Annotated in this window: 19 protein-coding genes and 2 pseudogenes; 17 read left to right on the top strand and 4 right to left on the bottom strand. The window is 62.6% G+C overall.

Annotated features, from left to right (window positions below; translation table 11 throughout):
* Window positions 1–76: 76 nt before the first annotated feature.
* On the bottom strand, window positions 77–205 hold the full coding sequence (locus J2046_RS34130) for a hypothetical protein (protein WP_267950836.1): 129 nt from the start codon (window positions 203–205) through the stop codon (window positions 77–79).
* Window positions 206–383: 178 nt separating this feature from the next.
* Between J2046_RS34130 and J2046_RS10070 the strand changes: the two are divergent.
* From J2046_RS10070 to J2046_RS09990, 17 genes and pseudogenes are all read left to right on the top strand, one after another.
* Window positions 384–977: pseudogene (locus J2046_RS10070) on the top strand (hypothetical protein).
* A 49-nt stretch (window positions 978–1,026) separates the two neighbouring features.
* Window positions 1,027–1,335 carry a Dabb family protein gene (locus J2046_RS10065; RefSeq protein WP_210051272.1) on the top strand — a complete coding sequence of 103 codons (309 nt, stop codon included), beginning with the start codon at window positions 1,027–1,029 and terminating at the stop codon, window positions 1,333–1,335.
* Window positions 1,336–1,665: 330 nt separating this feature from the next.
* Window positions 1,666–2,010, top strand: a pseudogene (locus J2046_RS33785) (phage portal protein); the annotation flags it as partial.
* A 2-nt stretch (window positions 2,011–2,012) separates the two neighbouring features.
* Complete coding sequence (locus J2046_RS10055) at window positions 2,013–3,296, top strand: GTA baseplate fiber-binding domain-containing protein (RefSeq protein WP_210051270.1); 1,284 nt, start codon at window positions 2,013–2,015, stop codon at window positions 3,294–3,296.
* A gap of 21 nt (window positions 3,297–3,317) precedes the next feature.
* Window positions 3,318–3,530, top strand: a complete 213-nt coding sequence (locus J2046_RS10050) for a hypothetical protein (RefSeq protein ID WP_210051268.1) — start codon at window positions 3,318–3,320, stop codon at window positions 3,528–3,530.
* A 116-nt stretch (window positions 3,531–3,646) separates the two neighbouring features.
* Window positions 3,647–3,913: a hypothetical protein gene (locus tag J2046_RS10045; RefSeq protein WP_210051266.1), complete on the top strand. Its 267-nt coding sequence runs from the start codon at window positions 3,647–3,649 to the stop codon at window positions 3,911–3,913.
* A 42-nt stretch (window positions 3,914–3,955) separates the two neighbouring features.
* On the top strand, window positions 3,956–4,627 hold the full coding sequence (locus tag J2046_RS10040; RefSeq protein WP_037157513.1) for a response regulator transcription factor: 672 nt from the start codon (window positions 3,956–3,958) through the stop codon (window positions 4,625–4,627).
* Entirely contained in the window at window positions 4,617–6,038 is a 1,422-nt protein-coding gene (locus J2046_RS10035; RefSeq protein ID WP_233469652.1) for a sensor histidine kinase, read from the top strand. The genes J2046_RS10040 and J2046_RS10035 overlap by 11 nt, the downstream gene beginning before the upstream one ends.
* A gap of 281 nt (window positions 6,039–6,319) precedes the next feature.
* On the top strand, window positions 6,320–6,754 hold the full coding sequence (locus J2046_RS10030; protein WP_210051263.1) for a hypothetical protein: 435 nt from the start codon (window positions 6,320–6,322) through the stop codon (window positions 6,752–6,754).
* A 154-nt stretch (window positions 6,755–6,908) separates the two neighbouring features.
* A complete protein-coding gene (ccmI, locus tag J2046_RS10025) occupies window positions 6,909–8,045 on the top strand; it encodes a c-type cytochrome biogenesis protein CcmI (RefSeq protein ID WP_210051261.1) in 1,137 nt (378 codons plus the stop codon).
* The gene (gene ccmE, locus J2046_RS10020; RefSeq protein ID WP_210051253.1) at window positions 8,042–8,512 is read left to right on the top strand and encodes a cytochrome c maturation protein CcmE; all 471 of its coding nucleotides are present in this window, start codon (window positions 8,042–8,044) and stop codon (window positions 8,510–8,512) included. The genes ccmI and ccmE overlap by 4 nt, the downstream gene beginning before the upstream one ends.
* The gene (locus J2046_RS10015) at window positions 8,509–10,497 is read left to right on the top strand and encodes a heme lyase CcmF/NrfE family subunit (protein WP_210051252.1); all 1,989 of its coding nucleotides are present in this window, start codon (window positions 8,509–8,511) and stop codon (window positions 10,495–10,497) included. The genes ccmE and J2046_RS10015 overlap by 4 nt, the downstream gene beginning before the upstream one ends.
* On the top strand, window positions 10,494–10,949 hold the full coding sequence (locus J2046_RS10010) for a cytochrome c-type biogenesis protein (RefSeq protein WP_037157499.1): 456 nt from the start codon (window positions 10,494–10,496) through the stop codon (window positions 10,947–10,949). Before J2046_RS10015 ends, J2046_RS10010 begins: the two co-directional genes overlap by 4 nt.
* 149 nt (window positions 10,950–11,098) lie before the next feature.
* Window positions 11,099–12,667, top strand: coding sequence for a Do family serine endopeptidase (locus J2046_RS10005; protein ID WP_210051251.1), 1,569 nt, complete (start codon window positions 11,099–11,101; stop codon window positions 12,665–12,667).
* Between the two features lie 74 nt (window positions 12,668–12,741).
* Window positions 12,742–13,500 carry a response regulator transcription factor gene (locus J2046_RS10000; RefSeq protein WP_280107491.1) on the top strand — a complete coding sequence of 253 codons (759 nt, stop codon included), beginning with the start codon at window positions 12,742–12,744 and terminating at the stop codon, window positions 13,498–13,500.
* A 21-nt stretch (window positions 13,501–13,521) separates the two neighbouring features.
* Window positions 13,522–14,913 carry a sensor histidine kinase gene (locus tag J2046_RS09995; protein WP_210051629.1) on the top strand — a complete coding sequence of 464 codons (1,392 nt, stop codon included), beginning with the start codon at window positions 13,522–13,524 and terminating at the stop codon, window positions 14,911–14,913.
* Between the two features lie 40 nt (window positions 14,914–14,953).
* Window positions 14,954–17,917, top strand: a complete 2,964-nt coding sequence (locus J2046_RS09990; RefSeq protein ID WP_210051250.1) for a bifunctional [glutamine synthetase] adenylyltransferase/[glutamine synthetase]-adenylyl-L-tyrosine phosphorylase — start codon at window positions 14,954–14,956, stop codon at window positions 17,915–17,917.
* Here J2046_RS09990 and J2046_RS09985 read toward each other — a convergent pair.
* The 3 genes from J2046_RS09985 to J2046_RS09975 form a co-directional block, all read right to left on the bottom strand.
* Window positions 17,861–18,277, bottom strand: a complete 417-nt coding sequence (locus J2046_RS09985; RefSeq protein WP_233469650.1) for an HIT family protein — start codon at window positions 18,275–18,277, stop codon at window positions 17,861–17,863. The genes J2046_RS09990 and J2046_RS09985 overlap by 57 nt on opposite strands.
* 210 nt (window positions 18,278–18,487) lie before the next feature.
* Window positions 18,488–20,824 carry a PAS domain-containing sensor histidine kinase gene (locus tag J2046_RS09980; protein WP_210051628.1) on the bottom strand — a complete coding sequence of 779 codons (2,337 nt, stop codon included), beginning with the start codon at window positions 20,822–20,824 and terminating at the stop codon, window positions 18,488–18,490.
* A gap of 351 nt (window positions 20,825–21,175) precedes the next feature.
* Window positions 21,176–22,375, bottom strand: coding sequence for an MFS transporter (locus J2046_RS09975; protein WP_210051246.1), 1,200 nt, complete (start codon window positions 22,373–22,375; stop codon window positions 21,176–21,178).
* Window positions 22,376–22,416: the final 41 nt, after the last annotated feature.

Genomic DNA, 22,416 nt, shown 5'->3' with positions numbered 1-22,416 from the left:
GGCGCTTCTGCTGGAAGGCTCGGGGGAGTCGCGCGTGCGGGGCATCTGACGCGGCTCGATGATTGGATCGTGGTGATCAGCGCTGCTGGCTTGCCGGCTTCGGCGGGGCGTTTTCGCGCATCTCTTTCCATTCGGATTCCATGCGCTCGGCGACATGCTGGGGGATCTGCTTCGAAGGGGCGGCCTGCACCGGCTGCTGCATCATCATGATCTCCTTGTTCATTAGAAGGCAGACATGAACGTCCTGCGGCACCGTTGGTTCCATAGCGTCAATGAAAAGTAAAGTGGCGCCTAAGCGCTTAAAACGATTTAGTTTTTCTAAACCGATTGAAACTTTGGGAAGGGTGAGGGCGCAAGCTTAACATGACGCTGCAGCGGGCGGTTTGTTCAATGTCATCCGGTCGAAGCTCTTCAAGGGGCGGCTGTCCGCGGGGCAGGTAGCAGGCTTGAGTGCGATTCTCGACGGTTGGGAGGCGCGGGCTGCGAGGCATACGATGGAGGCAATGGCTTACGTTGTGGCGACCGCCTTCCTCTAGATGGCCGCGACCATGCAGCCCGTCCGCGAGACGCTGGCGAAGAGCGACAGGGCGGCAGTCGCGCGGCTGGACGCGGCCTTCGCGGCGGGCCGGCTCGGGTCGGTGAGGACGTCCTATTGGCGGCCGGATGGGGATGGCAAGAGCTGGCTCGGCCGTGGCCTAGTACAGCTCACCCACAAGCGGAACTACGAAGCCATGTCCAGGCTGATCGGGATCGATCTCGTTGCCGACCCGGGCTGCGCGATGGAGATGGATGTCTCGGTGGCCATCCTGATCGAGGGTATGCAGCGCGGCAGTTTCACCGGCGGGCCACTCGACGACTTTTTCGCGCCGGGCAGGAACGACTGGCTGGGCGCGCGAAAAATCATCAACGGGACGGACCGGGCCGGGCTGGCGGCGGGATACGGGCAGGTGTTTGCCGGGGCATTGGTCGGGTCTTGACGCTCGCCCGGGATATGATAGCCGGCGGTGCGTCAACCGGAGTGCATCCATGATCCGCCATATCGTCTTTTTTACCGCACGCAGCGAGGACGACCGTCAGGCCGTGCTTTCCGGCCTGTCGCTTTTGACCGAGATACCGCATGCGGCACGTCTTGAGATCGGCATCAATGAGAAGACCGACCAGCTTGGCAACGAGGTGGATTTCGTCGTCTATGGCGAATTCGAAGATGAGGCGGCGCTTGCCGCCTACAAGGCGCATCCGGTCTATCAGCAATCGATCGAGCGGGTGAGGCCCATCCGCGAAATGCGGTTTGCGGCCGATTACGACGTCGAGAAGGCGGTAAGGCGCCCGATCTGAGGTAGGGGCTTCCGCAAACCTACCCCCTCACCAACAAAATCTACGACTTAGCTTAGGCTCAAGATCGTGATTGCCTTCGCACAGGGATGCGCTCAGGCCTTTGTGCGCTGAAAATCGACTTCATCGATTTCTGGCCTTCGGCCACCGCTTCAAAGCCTCTCCCGCCTGGAGAGAGGTAGACCCGCCGCAACGCGGCATCCTTTCTCCCTTGCGGGAAGTTTCGCAAGAACAGAGGCTTTAAACGTGAAATCTCCATTCTGGCGCGCGTGGTTCTTCACGGGCGGGCGAAAAGCCGTGGCTGAAGCACAGAAGGGTGAAACCCATCCGCAGGTCTCCCGGCCGAACGGGCGGCAGGGCGGACCGGATTTCCTCGAGGCGCTCCATGGGCATCTGCTGCTCTCGGGCAATGCCTATGTGGAGCCGCTTCTGATCGGCGGGACCCTGCGGGAACTGCATCTCCTGCGCCCCGACCGGGTGAGTGTGGTCGAGGGCCGCGACGGCTGGGCGACGGGCTATGACTACCGCGCCGGCGGCGTCACGCGGCGGATGGGGACGGCATGATGCTGTTGCATCTGAAACTGTTTCATCCGCTCGACGACCACAGCGGCTTCCTGGAACAAGGCGCTGCTCGACAATTCCGCAAGGCCAATCCGCGGCTCGATTATGAGCAGGCCAGTGTGCGCTCCCGCCGGACGCGAGCCGAAAGCCAACGGACGCTGAGCTACGATCTGCCGGCGGTGCTTGCGCAGGAGACGGCACTCGGCGCGGTCGAGACGCTGCTGCGTACACAGCGGATCGGGCAGCGAACGGTAGCTTTTTCACTCTCACCCGCCGATATCGGGGTCGAACCGGGGGATGCAGTGCGGTTGGCGCTGCCGGATATCGCCGGTCCGGACGGGACCTTCATCGTCGAGCGGATCGAGGAGGGCGCCACACGGCGGATCGAGGCACGCCATCACGCGCCGCTTGCGCCAGCGAATTATGCCGGCGAGCCGGAACGCAGGAATGCGGGCAGCACCGTGTCCAATGCCTTTGCGCCGGTCCTGCACTTACTCGACCTGCCCCGTTTCTCGTCGGGCGAAGCGGCAGGCTTCGCGCGCGTTGCTGGCTTCTGCCGGCCGTGGCGACGCATGGCGCTTTCCTCGTCGGCCGGAAACCAGGGCTACCGGACGCGGACGGTGCTCGACCGACCCGCGAGAGTGGGTGTTCTGGTTGAGCCGCTCAGTCCCGGCATGACCGGTCGCTTCGATCGGGGCGGCATGGCGGAACTCGACCTCTTCTTCGGCGGATTGTCCTCTGCGGATGAGCGGGCGGTGCTGAACGGCGAGAACCGGATCGCGGTAAAGGCTGCGAACGGCGTCTGGGAGGGGATCGGTTATGCGGATGCGGAGGAGATCAGTCCGAACCGCTGGCGCCTCGGGCGCTTGCTGCGCGGTCTCGCCGGCACGGAAGATGCGATGCTGGCCGGCGCGGGTCAGGGCGCTGCCGTCGTGGTTCTCGACGAGGCGGTGGTGTCGCTGGGGCTCACGGCGGAAGAGCGTGGTCTCGGCATGAACTGGCTTGCGGAAAGCCTTGGCCAGGCTGGCGGCCGCTCAGGCCCGCATGTCTTTGCAGGTGGCATCCGCGCGGAGACGCCGTTGTCGCCCGCTCATGTCCGCGGGGAGCGACAGGCCGCGGGCGACGTCCGGGTGACCTGGGTGAGACGCGGCAGGGTGGAAGCGGACGACTGGGAGGGAGCGGATATCCCGCTGGACGAACCGACGGAGCGCTACCGCATCGAGGTTCTGGACGGAGCAATCGTCCGGCGCGCGATCGAGGTGACGGAACCGGCTTTCACCTATCCGGCGGCCGATGAGATTGCCGACTTCGGCGCGGCGCAGGCGAGCCTTTCATTGCGCATACGGCAGATGGGCCGCGCCGTGCCGCTCGGTGTACCGGTTGGAACGACCATTTTACTTTAGCTGAAGAAACGGAGATGAAACATGGACGGGATGAAGGCCTGGTATCAGTCGAAAACGGTCTGGGGCGCACTGATTGCAGTCGGCGCATCACTTTTGCAGGTGGCGGGAATCGAACTCGGCGCCGACATGCAGGCCGATCTTGCGGACATCGCGGTGACATTGGTGGGGGCGGCCGGCGGGCTTCTTGCAATCTATGGGCGGATTTCTGCCGATACCGGAATCGGGGGAAAATAGCCTCATGAAAGAAAGCATTACGGACCATTCATTTGCCATTCAGCCGCCTTTGGTTACATAATCCGCCATATGCTTCGGGCATGAATCCTGTTGTCTTGTGAGTGGAAACTGTAACCATGGCGCGACTGCCGATCATCGCGATACTGGCTGCCGGCATTGTCGGTTTTTCCGGCCTGCAGCCGGAAAAGGCCTCTGCGCGTGATTATCTCATGCTCGTTGCGGGCGATTGCGGCTCGGCGGCATCTCGCGTTGTGCGGGAAACCGGCGGCCAGCTTCTTTCCGCTCAGCCGTCCTCCGACGGCCAGACCTGTGTCGTCACGGTGCTCGTCCAGGGCAACGGCAGCGAGAGGCCGCGTAAGGTCACCGTAAGGGTTCCGATGTAAGCTGTTGGCCAATTTGCCGGCATATCATTCGAGGGGCGGTGCATGCGCATTCTGGTGGTCGAAGACGACGTCAATCTCAACCGGCAGCTTTCCGATGCCTTGAAAGAGGCCGGTTATGTGGTCGACCAGGCTTTCGACGGCGAGGAAGGCCATTACCTCGGCGACAACGAGCCCTATGACGCGGTGATCCTCGATATCGGCCTGCCGGCCATGGATGGCATCACCGTCATCGAGAAATGGCGCGCCGGCGGCAAGGGCATGCCGGTGCTGATGCTGACCGCGCGCGACCGCTGGAGCGACAAGGTGGCGGGAATCGATGCAGGCGCCGACGATTATGTCGCAAAACCCTTCCACGTGGAGGAAGTGCTGGCGCGGGTGCGTGCGCTGATCCGCCGTGCCGCCGGGCACTCCTCTTCGGAGATCGTCTGCGGGCCGGTCAGGCTCGACACCAAGGCATCGAAGGCGAGCGTCGACGGCGTGACGCTCAAGCTTACCTCGCACGAATTCCGGCTGCTCTCCTACCTGATGCACCATATGGGCCAGGTCGTTTCCCGCACCGAGCTTGTGGAGCATATGTATGACCAGGATTTCGACCGCGATTCCAATACGATCGAGGTTTTCGTGGGCAGGCTTCGCAAGAAGCTCGGCGTCGATCTCATCGAGACTGTCCGCGGCCTCGGCTACAGGATGCAAGCGCCAACTGATGCGCGTTAGGTTTCGCACCATCGGACCGAGATCGCTGACAGCCCGCGTGCTGCTTCTTGCAACTGCCTGGTCAGCGCTGGCCCTGGTGGTGATCTCGATCGTGATTTCGCAGCTCTACCGGCAATCGGCGGAGCGCGCCTTCACCGACCTTCTGCGCGCTCAACTCTACAACGTCATCAATTCGATCACGATCGGCAGCGACAACCAGCTCTCCGGAAGTCCGCAGCTCGGCGATCTGCGCTTTTCCCAGCCGGAGACGGGCTGGTACTGGATCATCGAACCGCTCGGCACCTTTGCGGCAAGGCCGCTATCCTCCTCCTCGCTCGGCACTTCGAACGTCAGCGTGCCCTCGATCCTGGCGGTACCTTTCAACAACCGCTACGAGCGCTTCTATCCTGCAAATGACGCCTTCGGGAACCATGTTCTCGTTGCGGAAACCGAGGTCGTCCTTGACGGCGAGGGGCGGGCTGCCCGCTTCCGCGTGTCGGGCAATCTGGCGGTCGTCGAGGAGGATATCCAGGCCTTTACCCGCAGCCTCTATATCGCGCTCGCCGTCTTCGGCCTGGGCAGCCTCGTCGTGAACGGCCTCGCCATCCTCTATGGCTTGCAGCCGCTCGACGGGGCCCGCCGGGCGCTCGAAAGGGTACGGCGTGGGGAGGCGGAGCGGCTGGAGGGCGAGTTCCCGCGCGAGATCATGCCGCTTGCCAATGACATCAATGCGCTGATCGAAAGCAACCGCCGCCTTGTCGAGCGGGCGCGCATGCAGGTTGGCAACCTCGCCCATTCGCTGAAAACGCCGATCGCCGTGCTGCTCAACGAAGCGCGCTTGCTTGACAAGCCGCAGTCCGAACTCGTGCGTTCGCAGGCCGAAGCCATGCAGGCACAGGTGCAATCCTATCTCAGCCGCGCGCGTATCGCCGCCCAGCGCGAATCCCTGCTCGCCCGCACGGATATCGAGCCGGTGCTGGAGCGTCTGGTCCGCGTCATGCGCCGGCTCAATCCGGACAAGGAATTCCATCTTTCCGTCTCACCGCCAGGCGCAGCACTTGCCATGGAGCAGCAGGATGTGGAGGAGACGATCGGCAATCTGCTCGAAAACGCGGCGCGCTTCTGCGAGACGGGTGTCTGGATCACCGCAACGCCGGCCTCCGAGCCGCAACAGGAGGGGGATGCGCTGCGGCGCACCTGGGTCGAGATGACGGTGGAGGACGACGGGCCAGGGCTCGAACCCGACCAGATCCGCGAAGCGATGAAGCGCGGCACGCGGCTCGATGAGAGCAAGCCGGGTGCAGGTCTGGGTCTGTCGATCGTGCGCGAGATCACCAGTGAATATCAGGGTATGTTCAAGCTGACGCGCGGTCCGCGCGGGGGATTGATGGCCCGGCTTCTTCTGCCGGGCGTGACGAAGAGTGCGGCGTGAACCCGACGAAGGCTGCGAGGCGAGCCATGACAACACCGGAGCAGATGTGGCGGAAGGGCAACATGGGATTGATCCGTTCCTCCGGTTATGGACGGATGGATCGCCTGCTATATCTTTTCCGGAAACAGCGTCATTGCTGCAGCCTGCTGATATGCGAGGATTGAGCCATTATCGGATCCATGTGTTTTTCGAGTAGCGCCATAATGATGCCATGCCGAGACGGAAGCAGTTTCGGCAGAGATGACCGAGCAAAGACAACTCGCGACCCGGTTTTTGACAAGATGCGATCCCCGAAACTCCGAAATGCCGTTTCATTGTTTCTTGTAGCGGGCATGCTTGCCGGCTGCGGTACAGCGTCACGTAGCGGGATGGGTGGACCGCGTGGCCTTCTTTCGCCGAAGCCTTCTGCGTCCGCCTCCTATATTTCCGCGCTACAGGGCGGTATCGTCGGCCGCACGGGTGTGACGCTTTCGGGGAGCGACCGTTCACGCGCCCTGGAGGCGGAATACCGGGCTTTGGAAGGAGCCGCCGTCGGCCAGACCGTGCCTTGGAAGGGAGATGACGCAAACGGCCAGGTGGTCGCCAATGCTCCTTATCAGGTCGGAACGCAGAATTGCCGTCAATATCGTCATACTGTAACCGCCGACGGACGCGACGTGACGGCACGCGGTGCGGCATGCCGCAATTCCGACGGGACGTGGACACCGTTAACGTGAAGTTTGACGCGTCTGCGACGCTTTGACTTATGTCATGGCCGGATACGGCTTGAGACACCATATGAATGCCGCGACTTGCGGCGAAACGCCTCAAATTCGCGTCAACGCCGGCGCCGCAGTTGGAAAGCTAGCGCCGTTGCAGTAATGGGCCATTATGGTTTTGTGGATTATCCTCGCGCTTCTGACGGCAGCCGTTGCGGCAGTGCTGATCATGCCCTTCGCCCGCGGCGGCAAGGTGGTGGCTGCCGATCGTACCGGTGAGGTCGAGGTTTATCGCGATCAGCTGACGGAGCTGGAGCGGGACCGCGCCCAAGGTCTGATCGAGCCCCAGGAGGCCGAATATGCCCGCGCCGAGATAGGCCGCCGGCTGCTGGCCGCGGCGGGGGCGAATGCGGATAGGCAGGAAGGCGCGGCAAAGACGGGGAAATATGCCCTCGTGACCTCCATGGTAACGCTCGTGCTGCCGGTCGTCGGTCTCTGTCTTTACTTGACGCTTGGCAGCCCCGGGCTTCCGGACCAGCCGCTCGAAGCGCGCCTCGCCAATCCCGGCAACAATGTCGCCCTGCTCGTAGCCAAGGCGGAACGCCATCTTGCCCAGAACCCGAACGACGGGGCGGGCTGGGATCTGCTCGCGCCGATCTACTTCCGCTCCATGCGGCTGGGTGACGCCGAAATGGCTTATCGCAATGCGATCCGCCTGCTTGGCCCCAGCGCAACCCGGTTGGCCGGTCTCGGCGAGACGCTGGTGGCGTCCAATGACGGCATCGTTACGGAGGATGCACGTTCTGCGTTCGAAGAGGCGGTGAGGCTCGAACCGGATAATCCGCGGTCGCGCTTCTATGTCGGTCTCGGGCTCGAACAGGCGGGGCGGGCGGCGGAGGCGCGGAGCGTGTTCGAGGCGATCGCCAAGGATTCGCCGGCCGGCGCGCCGTGGCTCGAGCTCGTGAACCAGCATATTGCCAAGAACGGCGGCACGGTCGCGCCCGATCAGAGTACGGCGCAGGCGCCGGGCAATCCGACGCAGGAAGACATGGCCGCAGCCGGGACCATGTCGCAGGGCGACCGGCAGGCGATGATCCGCGGCATGGTGGACAGCCTTGCGGCGCGGCTGAAAGAGGATCCGAACAATCTTGAAGGCTGGCTGAGATTGGTGCGCTCGTACTCCGTGCTTGGCGACAAGGAGAAGGCGCAGGAAGCGCTGAAGAGCGGGCTTAAACAGTTCCCGTCCTCCGGCGAACTGGTGGCCCTGGCAAACGAGATGGGGCTCGCCGTGGAGGGAACGACCCAATGACGCGCAAACAGAAACGGCTTGCGGTGATCGCCGGCGGCATGAGCTTCATCATCGTCGCCGTGCTGCTCGTCATGTTCGCCTTCAGCCAGTCGGTTGCCTATTTCTTCATGCCGGCCGATCTCGCCAAAACGGAGGTCAAGCCGGGCACGCGTATCCGGCTCGGCGGGCTGGTGGCGGAAGGTTCCGTGAAACGCGGCCAGGGTTCGACGGTGAGTTTCACCGTGACCGACGGCACGGGCAACGTGCCCGTCACCTATACCGGTATCCTGCCGGACCTTTTCCGCGAAGGGCAGGGGGTGGTGACCGAGGGCACTTTTGATGCGGTGACGCATAGTTTCGTCGCCGACAGCGTGCTTGCCAAGCATGACGAGAACTACATGCCGAAGGAAGTCGCCGACCGCCTGAAGGCCGATGGCGTATGGAACGAGGGCCAAGGTAACGAGGGCAAGGAGGCGGCAACCCGATGATGATCGAGATCGGCCATTACGCGCTTGTGCTCGCGCTTGCCACCGCACTGATCGTTTCGGTCCTGCCGGCGATCGGAGCCCGGCGTGGCGACACGGCGATGATGGCGCTCGGCACAACCGGGACGCTGACGGTCTTCACGCTCGTCGCCCTGTCGTTCACAGCACTCACCTGGGCCTATGTGGTCTCGGATTTTTCGGTGAAGAACGTCTGGGAGAATTCCCATTCGCTGATGCCGCTGATCTACAAATACTCCGGCGTCTGGGGCAATCACGAAGGCTCTATGATGCTCTGGCTGCTGATCCTGACTTTTTTCAGTGCGCTGGTGGCGGTCTTCGGGCGGAACCTTCCGGAGACGCTGAAAGCCAATGTGCTCGCCGTGCAGGCCTGGATCGCCTGTGCCTTCCTGCTCTTCATCCTGCTGACCTCGAACCCGTTCCTGCGCCTCGATCCCGCTCCTGCCGAAGGGCAGGACCTCAATCCGGTTCTGCAGGATTTCGGGCTCGCGGTGCATCCGCCGCTTCTCTATCTCGGTTATGTCGGCTTTTCCGTCTGTTTCTCCTTCGCCGTTGCGGCGCTGATGGAAGGGCGCATCGATGCCGCCTGGGCGCGCTGGGTCAGGCCCTGGACGCTTGCCGCCTGGACCTTCCTGACGGCCGGCATCGCCATGGGTTCGTACTGGGCCTATTATGAGCTCGGCTGGGGCGGCTGGTGGTTCTGGGACCCGGTCGAGAACGCCTCGTTCATGCCCTGGCTTGCCGGCACGGCGTTGCTCCACTCCGCGCTTGTCATGGAAAAGCGCGAGGCGCTGAAGATCTGGACCGTGCTTCTGGCGATCATGACATTCTCGCTGTCGCTGCTCGGCACCTTCCTCGTCCGCTCCGGCGTTTTAACCTCCGTGCATGCGTTCGCGACCGACCCGACGCGCGGCATCTTCATCCTCTGCATCCTGGCGATCTTCATCGGCGGCGCTTTCACGCTGTTTGCCTGGCGGGCGCCGATGCTGAAAGCGGGCGGTCTTTTCGCGCCGATCTCGCGCGAGGGCGCGCTGGTGCTGAACAACCTGATCCTGACGGTCGCGACCGCAACCGTGCTGACCGGCACGCTCTATCCGCTGGTGCTCGAAACGCTGACCGGCGAAAAAATCTCCGTTGGCGCGCCCTTCTTCAACATGACCTTCGGGCTTTTGATGCTGCCGCTTCTGGTCGTGGTGCCCTTCGGACCGATGCTCGCCTGGAAGCGCGGCGACCTGCTCGGCGCGCTGCAGAGGCTCTGGATCTTTGCCGCGCTGGCGTTGTTCGCCGGCCTTGCCTTCTATTACGTTCACAACGGCGGTCCGGTGATGGCGATCTTCGGGCTCGCGCTTGGCTTCTGGGGCATGTTCGGCGCGCTCGCCGATCTCTGGTATCGCGGCAATTTTTCGAAGGTCGGGTTGTCGGTCGGTCTACGGCGGCTTGCTGGCCTGCCGCGTTCGGTGTTCGGCACGGCGATCGCCCATTTCGGCCTCGGCGTGACGGTTCTGGGGATTTTCGCCGCGACGACCTTCGGCACCGAAACGGTGGTCGAGATGAAACCCGGCGCGTCTGTCGATGCCGGCGGTTATTCGCTGACCTTCGACGGCATGCGAGACGCGGTAGGCCCGAACTTCACGGAGCAACGCGGTCATTTCACGGTCAGCCGCGGTGGCGTCCAGGTTGCGGATACCTGGTCGTCGAAGCGGCTTTATACGGCCCGGCGCATGCCGACAACGGAAGCCGGTATCCTGACTTTCGGGCTCAGCCAACTCTATGTCTCGCTCGGTGATCCGATGGAAGGCGGCGGTATCGTCGTGCGCATCTGGTGGAAGCCGTTCATCCTGTGCATCTGGGGCGGCGCGCTGATCATGATGTTCGGCGGCTTCATATCGCTGTCGGACCGCAGGCTTCGGGTCGGGGCTCCAAGCCGGAAGGCGAAGCCGGTGAAACCGGCACTGGAGGCAGCGGAGTGATGCGCAGGCTTTTCATCGCGCTTTTCCTGTTTCTGAATGCGCTGCCAGCCTTTGCCGTCAATCCGGACGAGGTTCTCTCCAACCCCGTTCTCGAACAGCGGGCGCGGAACCTCTCGGCGCAACTGCGCTGCATGGTCTGTCAGAACCAGTCGATCGACGATTCGAATGCTGAGCTTGCCCGCGACTTGCGCGTGCTGGTGCGCGAGCGTTTGAGCAACGGCGATACGGACAGCCAAGTGATCGACTACGTCGTATCGCGCTACGGCGAGTTCGTGCTTTTGAAGCCGCGCTTCAGCACCAAGACGATGATCCTCTGGGCAACGCCGATCCTGCTGCTTCTCATTGGCGCCATTGCGATTTTCGTTTTCGTCCGCACGCGTCCCAGCCAGCGGACGGTTGCGGCGCTGACGCCGGAAGAGCAGTCGAAACTCGAAGAGTTTCTGAAAAAATAGCCGCCTGACACAGCCCAGGGCGAACATTACCAATATTTCATTCGTCCGCCACGTGCAGTTAACGTGTTGCCGCCTATATCTTCGTCATCCACCGCCTGGCCAGACCTCCGGCCAACATCACGACTGAAGAAAAGAAGGTAACTCTAAAGATGCGCAATATCGGACGTCCCTCCCTGAAGACCGTTTTGAAGGCCTCCACCGTGGCTGGTCTTGCAGCGGTCATGCTGTCGAGCGGCATCCCGGCTCAGGTCGTGCAGTCCTTTGCGGCTCCGGTCAGCGTCACCGCACCGCAGGCACCGAGCTTTGCGGACGTCGTCTCCGCCGTTTCGCCCGCCGTCGTTTCCGTCCGTGTCCAGTCCGACACTCAGGTCGCTTCCGACGACAGCAGCAATTTCTCCTTTAATTTCGGCGGCCGCGGTTTCGACCAGCTTCCGGACGATCATCCGCTGAAACGCTTCTTCCGCGAATTCGGCGGCCAGATGCCCGGCGGTCCCGGCGACCGCGACCGCGCCGAACGGGGCGGCCCGCGCGGCCCGGACAGCAACCGCCCGCACCGTCTTCGCCCGACCGCCCAGGGGTCCGGCTTCTTCATTTCCGAAGACGGGTATCTCGTGACCAACAATCACGTCGTTTCCGACGGTTCGGCCTACACGGTCGTCATGAACGACGGTACCGAGCTTGAAGCCAAGCTCGTCGGCAAGGACAGCCGCACCGACCTCGCGGTCTTGAAGGTCGACGCCTCCAGCCGCAAGTTCACCTATGTCAGCTTCGCGGACGATTCGAAGGTGCGCGTCGGTGACTGGGTCGTCGCCGTCGGCAACCCGTTCGGCCTCGGCGGCACGGTGACGGCCGGCATCGTCTCGGCCCGCGGCCGTGACATCGGCTCCGGTCCCTATGACGACTACATCCAGGTCGATGCGGCCGTGAACCGTGGCAATTCGGGTGGCCCGACCTTCAACCTTTCGGGCGAAGTTGTCGGTATCAACACGGCGATCTTCTCGCCTTCCGGCGGCAATGTCGGCATCGCGTTTGCAATCCCTGCCTCCGTGGCCAAGGACGTCGTCGACGACCTGATCAAGGACGGCAAGGTGGAGCGCGGCTGGCTCGGCGTCCAGATCCAGCCGGTCAATCAGGACATTGCCGAATCGCTTGGTCTCAAGGAAGCCTCCGGTGCCCTCGTGGTCGCCCCGCAGGAAAGTTCGCCGGGCCAGAAGGCCGGCATCAAGGAAGGCGACGTCATCACCGCCGTCAACGGCCAGCCGATCAAGGATGCCCGTGACCTCGCCAAACGCGTCGCGGCCTTCGGTCCGAACACCAAGGTCGATGTCGAACTGTGGCGCGACGGCAAGGTCCAGACGATCCCGGTCACTCTCGGCAACCTCGCAAGTGACGAGGCCGCCGCCGCCGAACCGAAGCAGCCCGACGCTCCGGCCCCGTCCAGCGAGAAGGCGCTTGCCGATCTCGGCATCACCGTTGCCCCGGCCGAGGACGGTTCCGGCCTCTCGGTGACGGAGGTGGATCCTGACTCCGAGGCTGCCGCCCGCGGCCTGAAGAGCGGCGAAAAGATCGTCTCGGTCAACAATCGCAAGGTGGAGAGTGCCGCCGATATCGGCAAGGTGATCGAGGAGGCCCGCAAGGACGGCCGCACCCGTGCGCTGTTCCAGGTCGAAGGCAGCGGCAACAGCCGCTTCATCGCCCTGCCGATCGATCAGGGTTGATCCCTTTTGGGTCGTATTGAAGCGGGGCGCCGCCGGCAACGGCCGGCGCCCTTTTCCTTTGGAAGGGAAAAGAGATGGAGACGAGCGTCCGTTATTCTGCCGAAACTGCCGAATCCAATGGTGCAAAAACGGGCGGTGACGCTATTGTTCCGCACATGAAGATTCTGGTGATCGAAGACGACCTGGAGGCGGCTGCCTACATGACCAAGGCCTTTCGCGAGGCCGGGATCGTGGTTGACCATGCAAGCGACGGCGAAAGCGGCCTCTTCATGGGCACGGAAAATTCCTACGACGTGCTGGTGATTGACCGCATGCTGCCGCGCCGCGACGGTTTGTCGGTCATCAGCGAGCTTCGCAAGCGTGGCATCAACACCCCCGTGCTGATCCTCTCCGCTCTCGGCCAGGTGGATGACCGCGTGACGGGACTGCGCGCCGGCGGCGACGACTACCTGCCGAAGCCCTATGCCTTTTCCGAACTGCTTGCCCGGGTGGAAGTGCTCGGACGTCGGAAAGGCACGCCCGAACAGGACATGGTCTACCGCGTCGGCGACCTGGAGCTCGACCGCCTTTCCCACGAAGTGAAGCGCGCCGGCAAGGAAGTGCTTCTACAGCCGCGCGAATTCCGCCTGCTCGAATATCTGATGAAGAATGCCGGCCAGGTCGTCACCCGCACCATGCTGCTCGAAAACGTCTGGGACTATCATTTCGACCCTCAAACCAATGTGATCGACGTGCATGTCTCGCGGCTTCGCTCGAAGATCGAGAAGGATTTCGACAAGCCGCTTCTGAAGACCATCCGCGGCGCCGGCTACATGATCAAGGACGAGGCCTAATTGCTCGCACGTGCCCGCCTGATGTTTCGCTCGACGGCCGTGCGGCTGTCGGCGCTCTATATTCTGCTCTTCGCACTATGCGCCGCTTTTCTCGTCTTTTACGTGACGGCGATGTCCGAACGGCTGCTCGCGCAGCAGACGCGTCAGACATTGCAGGAGGAGGTGCAGGATATCGAGCGCGCCTATGAGCGCGGTGGCATCAATCTTTTGCTGCGGATGATGGAGCGTCGCGCACGTCAGCCGGGTGCCAATCTTTATGTGATCGCCGGCCCGAACGGCGAGATGCTGGCAGGCAACGTCGCCTCCGTGCAGCCGGGCGTGCTTGACGAGCAGGGTTGGACTAAATTTCCTTTCAGCTACGAACCTTATTCGGAGGCCGCCGGTCCGCGGCGGCACCTGGCCGTGGCCAACGTGCTGCTCCTCGACAATGGCCTCCGGGTCATGGTGGGCCGCGATCTGGGGGATCCGAACCGGTTCCGCGGTCTCGTGCGGCGGGCCTTGATGGTGGCGCTGGCGATCATGGGCTTTGGCGCACTGATAATCTGGTTCGGCATCGGCCGCAACGCGCTGAAACGCATTGACCGCATGTCGGCGGCAAGCCAGAAGATCATGGCCGGCGACCTCTCCCAGCGCCTGCCGGTCGGAAAATCCGGCGACGAGTTCGACAGGCTGTCGGATTCGCTGAACGCCATGCTCGGCCGTATCGAGAAACTCAACGAAGGCCTGCGTCAGGTCTCGGACAACATCGCCCATGACCTGAAGACGCCGCTGACGCGGCTGCGCAACAAGGCGGCCGATGCGCTGGCCGAGAAGCGCGAGGACGTGCGCCGCTCCGCCCTGGAAGGCATCATCGCTGAATCCGACCAGCTCATCCGAACTTTCAATGCGTTGCTGATGATTTCTCGCGTGGAAGCCGGATCGATCGCCGCGGAAATGTCCGAGGTCGATCTTTCGGCGATTTCCGCCGACAGCGCCGAGCTCTATGAGCCGGTCGCGGAGGAGGCGGGTCTTTCTCTTACGACCGCGCTGGAGCCGGGCCTCATCGTGCGCGGCAACCGCGAGCTCATCGGCCAGGCGATCTTCAATCTGCTCGACAACGCGATCAAATATGCCGCCGGAGGCAAGGGCGAGCCGAAGATCGGCGTGAAGCTTGCAAAAAGCGACGGCACGTTCCGGCTCTCTGTCTGGGACAACGGGCCGGGCATTCCGGCCGAAAAGCGCGACGAGGTGTTGAAGCGGTTCGTCCGTCTTGACGAAAGCCGCTCCAAGCCGGGCACCGGGCTTGGCCTTTCGCTCGTCGAGGCGGTGATGGAACTGCATGGCGGTTCGCTCGAACTTTCCTCCACGCATAAGGAGAATACGGAAGCGCCCGGCCTGACCGTCACCATGGTCTTTCCGGTTCCGAAGCCCTAAGTGGGGTATAGAGCGAGGGAGAGATTCGAGGAGGATTTCGGTGTCGGGAAAACTGAACCGGCTCGATGCGGTCAAGGCGGAGGTGATACGCCCGCTGAACCAGGCGGAGTTGAAGGCGGCGATGGCCGCCTTGAAGGATATGGGCAAGTCCGAGCCGGCGGTTGCCGATCTGCTCACGAAGGAAAGTCCCCTGAAGGACTTTATCGCCGCAGCCTTCACGCTTTCACCCTATCTGCGCGACACGGCCGCCGTTTCTCCGACCCTTCTCGCTACAGCGATAGGTGAGCCGCTCGAGCCGGCTTTGGAACAACTGATCGATTCGGCGCGCAATTCATGGCGTCCGAAAGACGGCAAGGCGCCCTCGGAAAACGAGGTGATGACGACACTCAGGAACGCTCGGCGGGGTTTGAGTTTTCTGGTCGCGCTCGCCGATCTTGCGCGCATCTTTTCCGCTCGGGACACGACGCGCTGGCTGAGCGCCTTTGCCGATGCTTCCGTCGCGGCAACGATCGACCATCTTTTGCTCGCCGGCCATGAGAGCGGCAAGCTGAAGCTTGCCGATCCTGCCGAACCGAGCAGGGGTTCGGGCCTCATCGTGCTCGGCATGGGCAAGCTCGGCGGCCGCGAACTCAACTATTCTTCCGACATCGACATCGTCGTCTTTTACGATCCGGAAGCGGGCATTCTGACCGATCCGTTCGACGCTTCGGAAATCTACGGGCGGATGATGCGGCGGCTGATCCGCATCCTGCAGGAGCGCACGGCGGACGGCTACGTCTTCCGCACCGATCTGCGCCTGCGCCCCGACCCCGGTTCGACGCCGCTTGCCGTCTCGCTCGATGCGGCGCTGATCTATTACGAGGGCAGGGGGCAGAACTGGGAGCGGGCGGCCTTCATCAAGGCCCGGCCGGTTGCGGGCGACATTGCTGCCGGCGATAATTTCCTGCGGCTTCTGATCCCCTTCGTCTTCCGCAAATATCTCGACTATGCGGCGATCGCCGACATCCATTCGATCAAGCGGCAGATCCACGTCCACAAGGGGCATGGCGCGATCGCCGTGAAGGGCCATGACGTGAAGCTCGGCCGCGGCGGCATCCGCGAGATCGAGTTCTTCGCCCAGACCCAGCAATTGATCGCCGGCGGCCGCATGCCGCCGCTGCGCGCCCGGGAGACGGAGGCGGCGCTTGCCGCCCTTGCCGAGGCGAACTGGATCGCGCCGGAGATCGCCGGGGAACTCACCGAGGCTTACTGGTTCCTGCGCGATGTCGAGCATCGCATCCAGATGGTGCATGACGAGCAGACCCATAACCTGCCGGAGACGGATGCCGAGTTGAAGCGAATAGCCTTCATGCTGGGTTTTGCCGATGCGGCGAGCTTTTCGGCCAGGCTGGAAGAGGTGCTGCGCACGGTCGAAAGACGCTACGCACGGCTCTTCGAACAGGAGGCGAAGCTTTCGGGCGGCGACGGCAACCTTGTCTTCACGGGACAGCACGATGATCCCGGCACGCTTGAGACGCTCGCTTCGCTCGGCTTCGAGCGACCCGCCGACATGTCCCGCGTCATCCGCACCTGGCATTATGGCCGATACCGGGCGACGCAATCTGTCGAGGCGCGCGAGCGACTGACGGAGCTCATGCCGGCGCTGCTCAAGGCATTTGGGGAAAGCAAGCGGGCCGACGAGGCGCTGCTGCGCTTCGATCATTTTCTCAAAGGCCTGCCGGCCGGAATCCAGCTCTTCTCGCTGATCGGCAACAACCCGCCGCTATTGGCGCTGATCGTCACGATCATGTCGTCGGCCCCAAGGCTGGCGGATATCGTCGCCTCCAAGCCGCATGTCTTCGACGGCATGCTGGACCCCGGCCTGATGGCCGAGCTGCCGACCCGGGGATACCTTTCTCAGCGGCTGACGACCTTCATCGGCGGTGCAAGGGCTTACGAGGAACTGCTCGACCGGCTGCGCATCTTCGCTGCCGAACAGCGTTTCCTGATCGGGATCAGGCTGCTTACCGGAGCGATCTCGGGCGTCGAGGCGGCGCGCGCCTTCACCCATCTTGCCAATCTCCTGATCGAGGCCGCGCTGAAGGCGGTCACTGCGGAAATCACGGCCGCGCATGGCGCCTATCCCGGCGGGCGTGTCGCGGTGATGGGGATGGGCAAGCTCGGCAGCTTCGAGCTCACCGCCGGCTCCGACGTCGACCTCATCCTTCTCTATGACTACGACGGAGACGCAATGGAAAGCGAGGGGCCGAAGCCCATCGATTCCACCCGTTATTTTACCCGCATCACACAGCGGCTGATCGCAGCACTTTCCGCGCCCATGGCGGAAGGCGTGATCTTCGAGGTTGATCTTCGCCTGCGGCCGTCGGGCAACAAGGGGCCGGTTGCCACCCGCATCAACGCTTTCAGCAAGTATCAGCGCGAGGAAGCATGGACCTGGGAACATATGGCGCTGACGCGCGCCCGTCTCGTCTGCGGCGATGAAAGCCTTGTGAACGAGGCGAGGGATGTGATCGGCGAAGTGCTGTCGGCCAGGCGGGGCGTCGGCAAGATTGCCAAGGATGTGGCCGAGATGCGCGCGCTAATCGAAAAGGAAAAGCCGCCGCGCGACATCTGGGATTTCAAGCTGATCCCCGGCGGCCTGATCGATATCGAGTTCATTGCGCAGTATCTGCGCCTCATCGCGCCGGCGAGCGGCGTCGCCATCGATACCTATGGCTTCAGTACGGCCGAGGCACTGAAGACGCTGGGCAGCAAGCTGATGCCGCCCGGCGATCTCGACGCTTGCCTCGAAGCGTTACGTTTGTTCACCGAGCTTTCCCAGGTCATCCGGCTTTGCGTCGACGGTCCCTTCGATCCGAAAGACGCGCCGGCAGGTCTCCTGGAGCGTGTCTGCCGGGCAGGTGACTGCCCGGATATCGGGACGCTCGAAGGGGAGGTCAAGAGGCTTTCAAAGGCGGTGCGGGAGGTGTTTGGGAGAACCGTTATTCCCGGGGCAGTCAGGTGACGATTGTCGGCGGTTCTTCAATTGCTTGAGGTGATAGCGTATGCCTTGACCTGTGAGCGGTTCGTCGGCGAAGCGCGCAATTACGTGCAGATGCACGTGATTGACTGCCTGCCCTGCCGCTTGCCCTACATTCCATCCCAAGTTGAAGCCGTGAGGCTCTGTCTGGCCTAAATGGATTTTGGCTCTAATCAGGAGATCAAAAGTATCGATCCACTCGGCAGGGGTGAGATCGAATGGTGAGCTGACGTGCCTGAATGGGATGATCATGCCAGAATGCTGGAGAACCTCATCTGCACTTTTGAGGAAGAAGCAGGTTTCGTTGGCGAAAACGGGCTGGTCCTTCCCGCTTCGGTTTGCCATGCAGAACGGGCATTCTGGCGACATACTCCCCCCGCTTCATTTCCTAGTCTTGCTGCGATGTTAACCGGAGTCCACAACAGACAGATAACACGTGGCGTTAAGGCGGATTCGCTTTCGCACGCTTGTCCCTGAGTTCTTTTGACCCACCACCTGCAAGGTAATCTGATGCACCGACGCCGCGCGTCCGCCATGTCGAGGATTATGTGAGTCTTACGCCGACCGTTTCCGTGCCGCCTGCAGCGGCCGGTCGGGGATATGCAGCGAAACCACGGTTCCCCTGCCGACCTGGGAACGGATGCGCATCGTGCCGCCGTGGAGCGAGATCAGCGAGCGGGAGATGGCAAGCCCGAGCCCCGAACCGCCCTTGCTCTTGGCATACTGGCTCTGCACCTGCTCGAAGGGCTGGCCGATCTTGCTGAGCGATTCCTTGGGGATGCCGATGCCCGTATCGGCAATGGTCAGCACCGTGCCCTTTTCAAGCCTGCGGGCGCGCAATTCGACCTTGCCACCCTCGTTGGTGAACTTGACGGCGTTGGAGAGGAGGTTGAGCAGCACCTGTTTCAGCGCGCGCCGGTCGCCGGCCATGTCGAGGCTGTCGCACAGGCGCTGGCGGATGATGATGGCCTTGTCCTGAGCCGAGATGGAGGTCAGACGCAGGCTTTCTTCGATCAGCGACTTCAGGTCGACCGCCTCGCACTGGATGCGCATGTGGCCGGCCTCGATCTTCGACATGTCGAGGATGTCGTTGATGACGTTCAGGAGATGCTTGCCGCTGTCGTAGATATCCTTGGAATATTCCGAATATTTCGACGAGCCGAGCGGCCCGAACATGCCGTTCATCAGGATTTCCGAAAAGCCGAGGATGGCGTTGAGCGGCGTTCTGAGTTCATGCGACATGTTGGCGAGGAAATCGGACTTCGCCTTGTTGGCTGCCTCGGCGCGTTCCTTTTCCGCCTGGTAATTGGCATTGGCGATCGAAAGCTCGGCTTTCTGACGCTCCAGCTTCTTCTGCGAAGAGGAAAGGTCTCCGATCGTCGCCATCAGCCGGCGCTCGCTGTCGCGCAGCCGCTCTTGGTGGCGCTTCAGGAGAGTGATGTCGGTGCCGACCGAGACGAGGCCGCCGTCACGAGTGCGTCGTTCGTTGATCTGCAGCCAGCGTTCGTCGGCAAGCTGCACTTCCGTCGTGCGGGAAAGGCCGCTGCCGTCCGGATCGGCGACACGCCGCTCGATGACCGGCCGGGCGGCCGCCGCGTTGACGGAGGCACGTTCGGTGCCCGGCACCAGCACGCTATCCGGCAGCCCGTAAGCCTGCTGGAAATGGGTGTTGCACATCACGAGCCGGTCGTTCTTATCCCACAGAACGAAGGCTTCCGACGTGCATTCGATCGCGTCCGCAAGCCGCTGGTCGGCTTCGGCATATCGCTGGGCGAGACGATGCTGCTCGGTCACGTCCATGGCGATGCCGATGACGTGGGTCCGGCCGGCGGCGGTCTTCACCACCTGGGCGCGGGCGCGCATCCAGACATAGTGGCCCGCGGCATGGCGCATGCGAAAAACCTGGTCCACCTGCCGGGCATTGCCGCGGCTTATGGCCCGGGCAAGCGTGCAGATATTGCCGTCGCTCGGATGCATCATCCGTGCTGCGTCGGCAAAGGAGATGACGTTGCTGCCGGGCGGCAGGCCGAGCATCTCGTACATGGAGCCGGACCAGAAGAGGCGCTTGTTGGTAACGTCGAAATCCCAAAGCCCGCAGCGGCCTCGCGACAGTGCGGTTTCGATACGCAGATTGGATTCGACGAAGATATCGTCGGCCTCACGGGCGCGTTTGACCTGCATGTAGTAGGCGTAGAGGATGATGAGCAGGATCGCCGAAATGCCGGTGAAAAGCGTGACGTTGAGCGATACTTCCCGCCGCCAGAAGCGATGAATGCCGTCGAGCGATTGGGCTGCGACGATGAGCGCGCCTTCGCTGCCGAGCGGCTGGATCGCTGCATAATGGGGAATTTCCCCGAAATAGGTCTCGATCACACCGTCGCCGCCGAAACGGCGCAACGCAGCGGTTTCCGGCAGCACGGATGTGAGGCGCCGCCCGATATAGGCCGCGATCTCGCCCGATCCGCCAAAGACACGCCCGGCTTCGTCGACAAGGAGAAGGAAGGTGTCGGATTTCAGCTGTTGCTGCGGCAGGAAGGAGCCGAGGCGCATTTCCGCGATGGCCCGGTCACGGCTGGAAAAGGCCGGTTCACCGGAGAAGGCAGCGCGAGCCGCGGCCGCCATCAGCGCCGTCGACTGCCGGGCCGCATCTTCCATCCGCCCGTATTCCGCCACGATGCCGAGAACGCGCGAGGCTGCGACGACGGAGAGGAAGGCAACGATGAGAAGGGGGATGGAACGCTTCAGAACCAATTCCACCCGCGGCAACTGCCGCGAGATGGGCTTGACGGAAAGCCGCACCTCCTCCGGAGAGATGCGCCCCAAACCTGCGAAGCTCGGAAATTTGAAACGCAGCCGCCCCTCGGCCGCGGTTGCCCGCTGCACGCCCGACATCGTCCTCATTGTGGTCCCTCGTGTGATTCGAGGCGCCGCTCGCCCGAATCTAACCTAATGAATCACTAGTGATTCTTCGTGTCCAGAGGGTTGCTAATATTTTTTTAACACTTTGATTCAATTGCGAATCGGACGAGACCCATGCCGACCGGGTGTCTCGGCTGTATGGCTGCCTGTCAAAAGGAGCGGCAAATCACTTGCGCCGGGTGGAGCGATCAGCCCTTGTCATAGGCATTGAGCGCGATCGGAAGCAGGCCGGCCAATATGGCGCCGATGATCTCATCGAACTAAAAGGCTGGTCGGTAAGGAACCAATATAGCCCCTCTTCGAATGAAGGAGCCGGCCGTCGGGTCAGACAGCCGGGTTTTCGATGAGGCCGGTGCGGGTGGCTGCGATGGAAATCGCGGCAAGCAGGATGATGACCGCGCCATAGATGTAGGCCGTTGCGGAGAGACCCAGTGCCGGTGCGGCAAGGCCGGCGATGATAGCGGGAACCGCAAAGGCGAGATAACTTTCCACCAGGAAGGCGGAAAACAGGCCGGCCCGTTCATGGCTTTCAGCGAGCGGCAGAACAATCTTCAGGATGTTTGAAAAGATCGATCCAAGACCGAGACCAGCGACCGCCGTACCGAGAAAGAGAAGCCCGACGGCTCGTTCCTCCACGCCGAGCAACGTGATCAGAACGCCGATCATCAGCCCGGTCGTAGCAGAGAACAGAACCCGTTGCGGCGCGAACGCGCGAAAAACGAAGACCGAGACCGTGGCGCTGAGCATGGAGGTGGCGACGACTGCGCCCCCGACGAAAGGCGAGGTAATACCGGTCGCGACCGCGACCAGGGTCGGCATAAGCGAGAGGTAGAAGCCGGCAAGCGCCCAGCTGGCAACATTGACCGGCGTGACCTTGATGAGTGCCCCACGGGCACGGGGTGGCACGCTGATGCGCGGCCGCATGGCGGCGAGCGCGCCGGATCGTCTGGTGATGGTTTCAGGCATGAAGGCGAGCGCGATAATGCCGGCGATGGTGGCGACTAACAGAATCGCGTAGATGAGATATGTCGGCGCAGGCGCGAAGGCCACGAGCGTGCCGGTCGCAAGCGTGCCGATCATCAGACCGAGAAAGGCCGTTATGCTGTTGAGGATCGGCCCGTGCCGTTTGTCGCTGTCGAGGATCGTGGCGCCGAAAGTCGGGAAGGCGAGGCCGGTCGCTATGCCCTGGACGATGCGGCCGGCCATCAGCATGGCGCCGGATTCGGCCAGCATGAAGATCACCAGCGCGGTGGCGTTGATGACAAGGGCGGCGAGGATCAGTGGCCTGCGTCCCACGTAATCGGAAAGTCCGCCGAACGTCAGAAGCGCGGCAAGAAGCGCGAAGGCATAGGACCCGAAGATCATTGTGATCATCGCTGGCGAGAGGTCAAAAAGTTCCTGATAGAGGTGATAGAGCGGAGTTGGCGCACTGCTGCAGACCGAAATCAGCACCGCGAATGTGAAGCTGTAGACCGTCATCCGGAAAGCGGATGGAGACGTTGCAGAGGGGAGGATACTGCTCATAGGTTCACCTAAACGCAAATCTTTAGCGTTAATGGCATTTA

Origin of the sequence: Neorhizobium petrolearium (genome assembly GCF_017873175.1) — a bacterium.
Lineage (GTDB): Bacteria > Pseudomonadota > Alphaproteobacteria > Rhizobiales > Rhizobiaceae > Neorhizobium > Neorhizobium petrolearium.
This window is presented reverse-complemented; position numbering and strand designations above follow the sequence as displayed.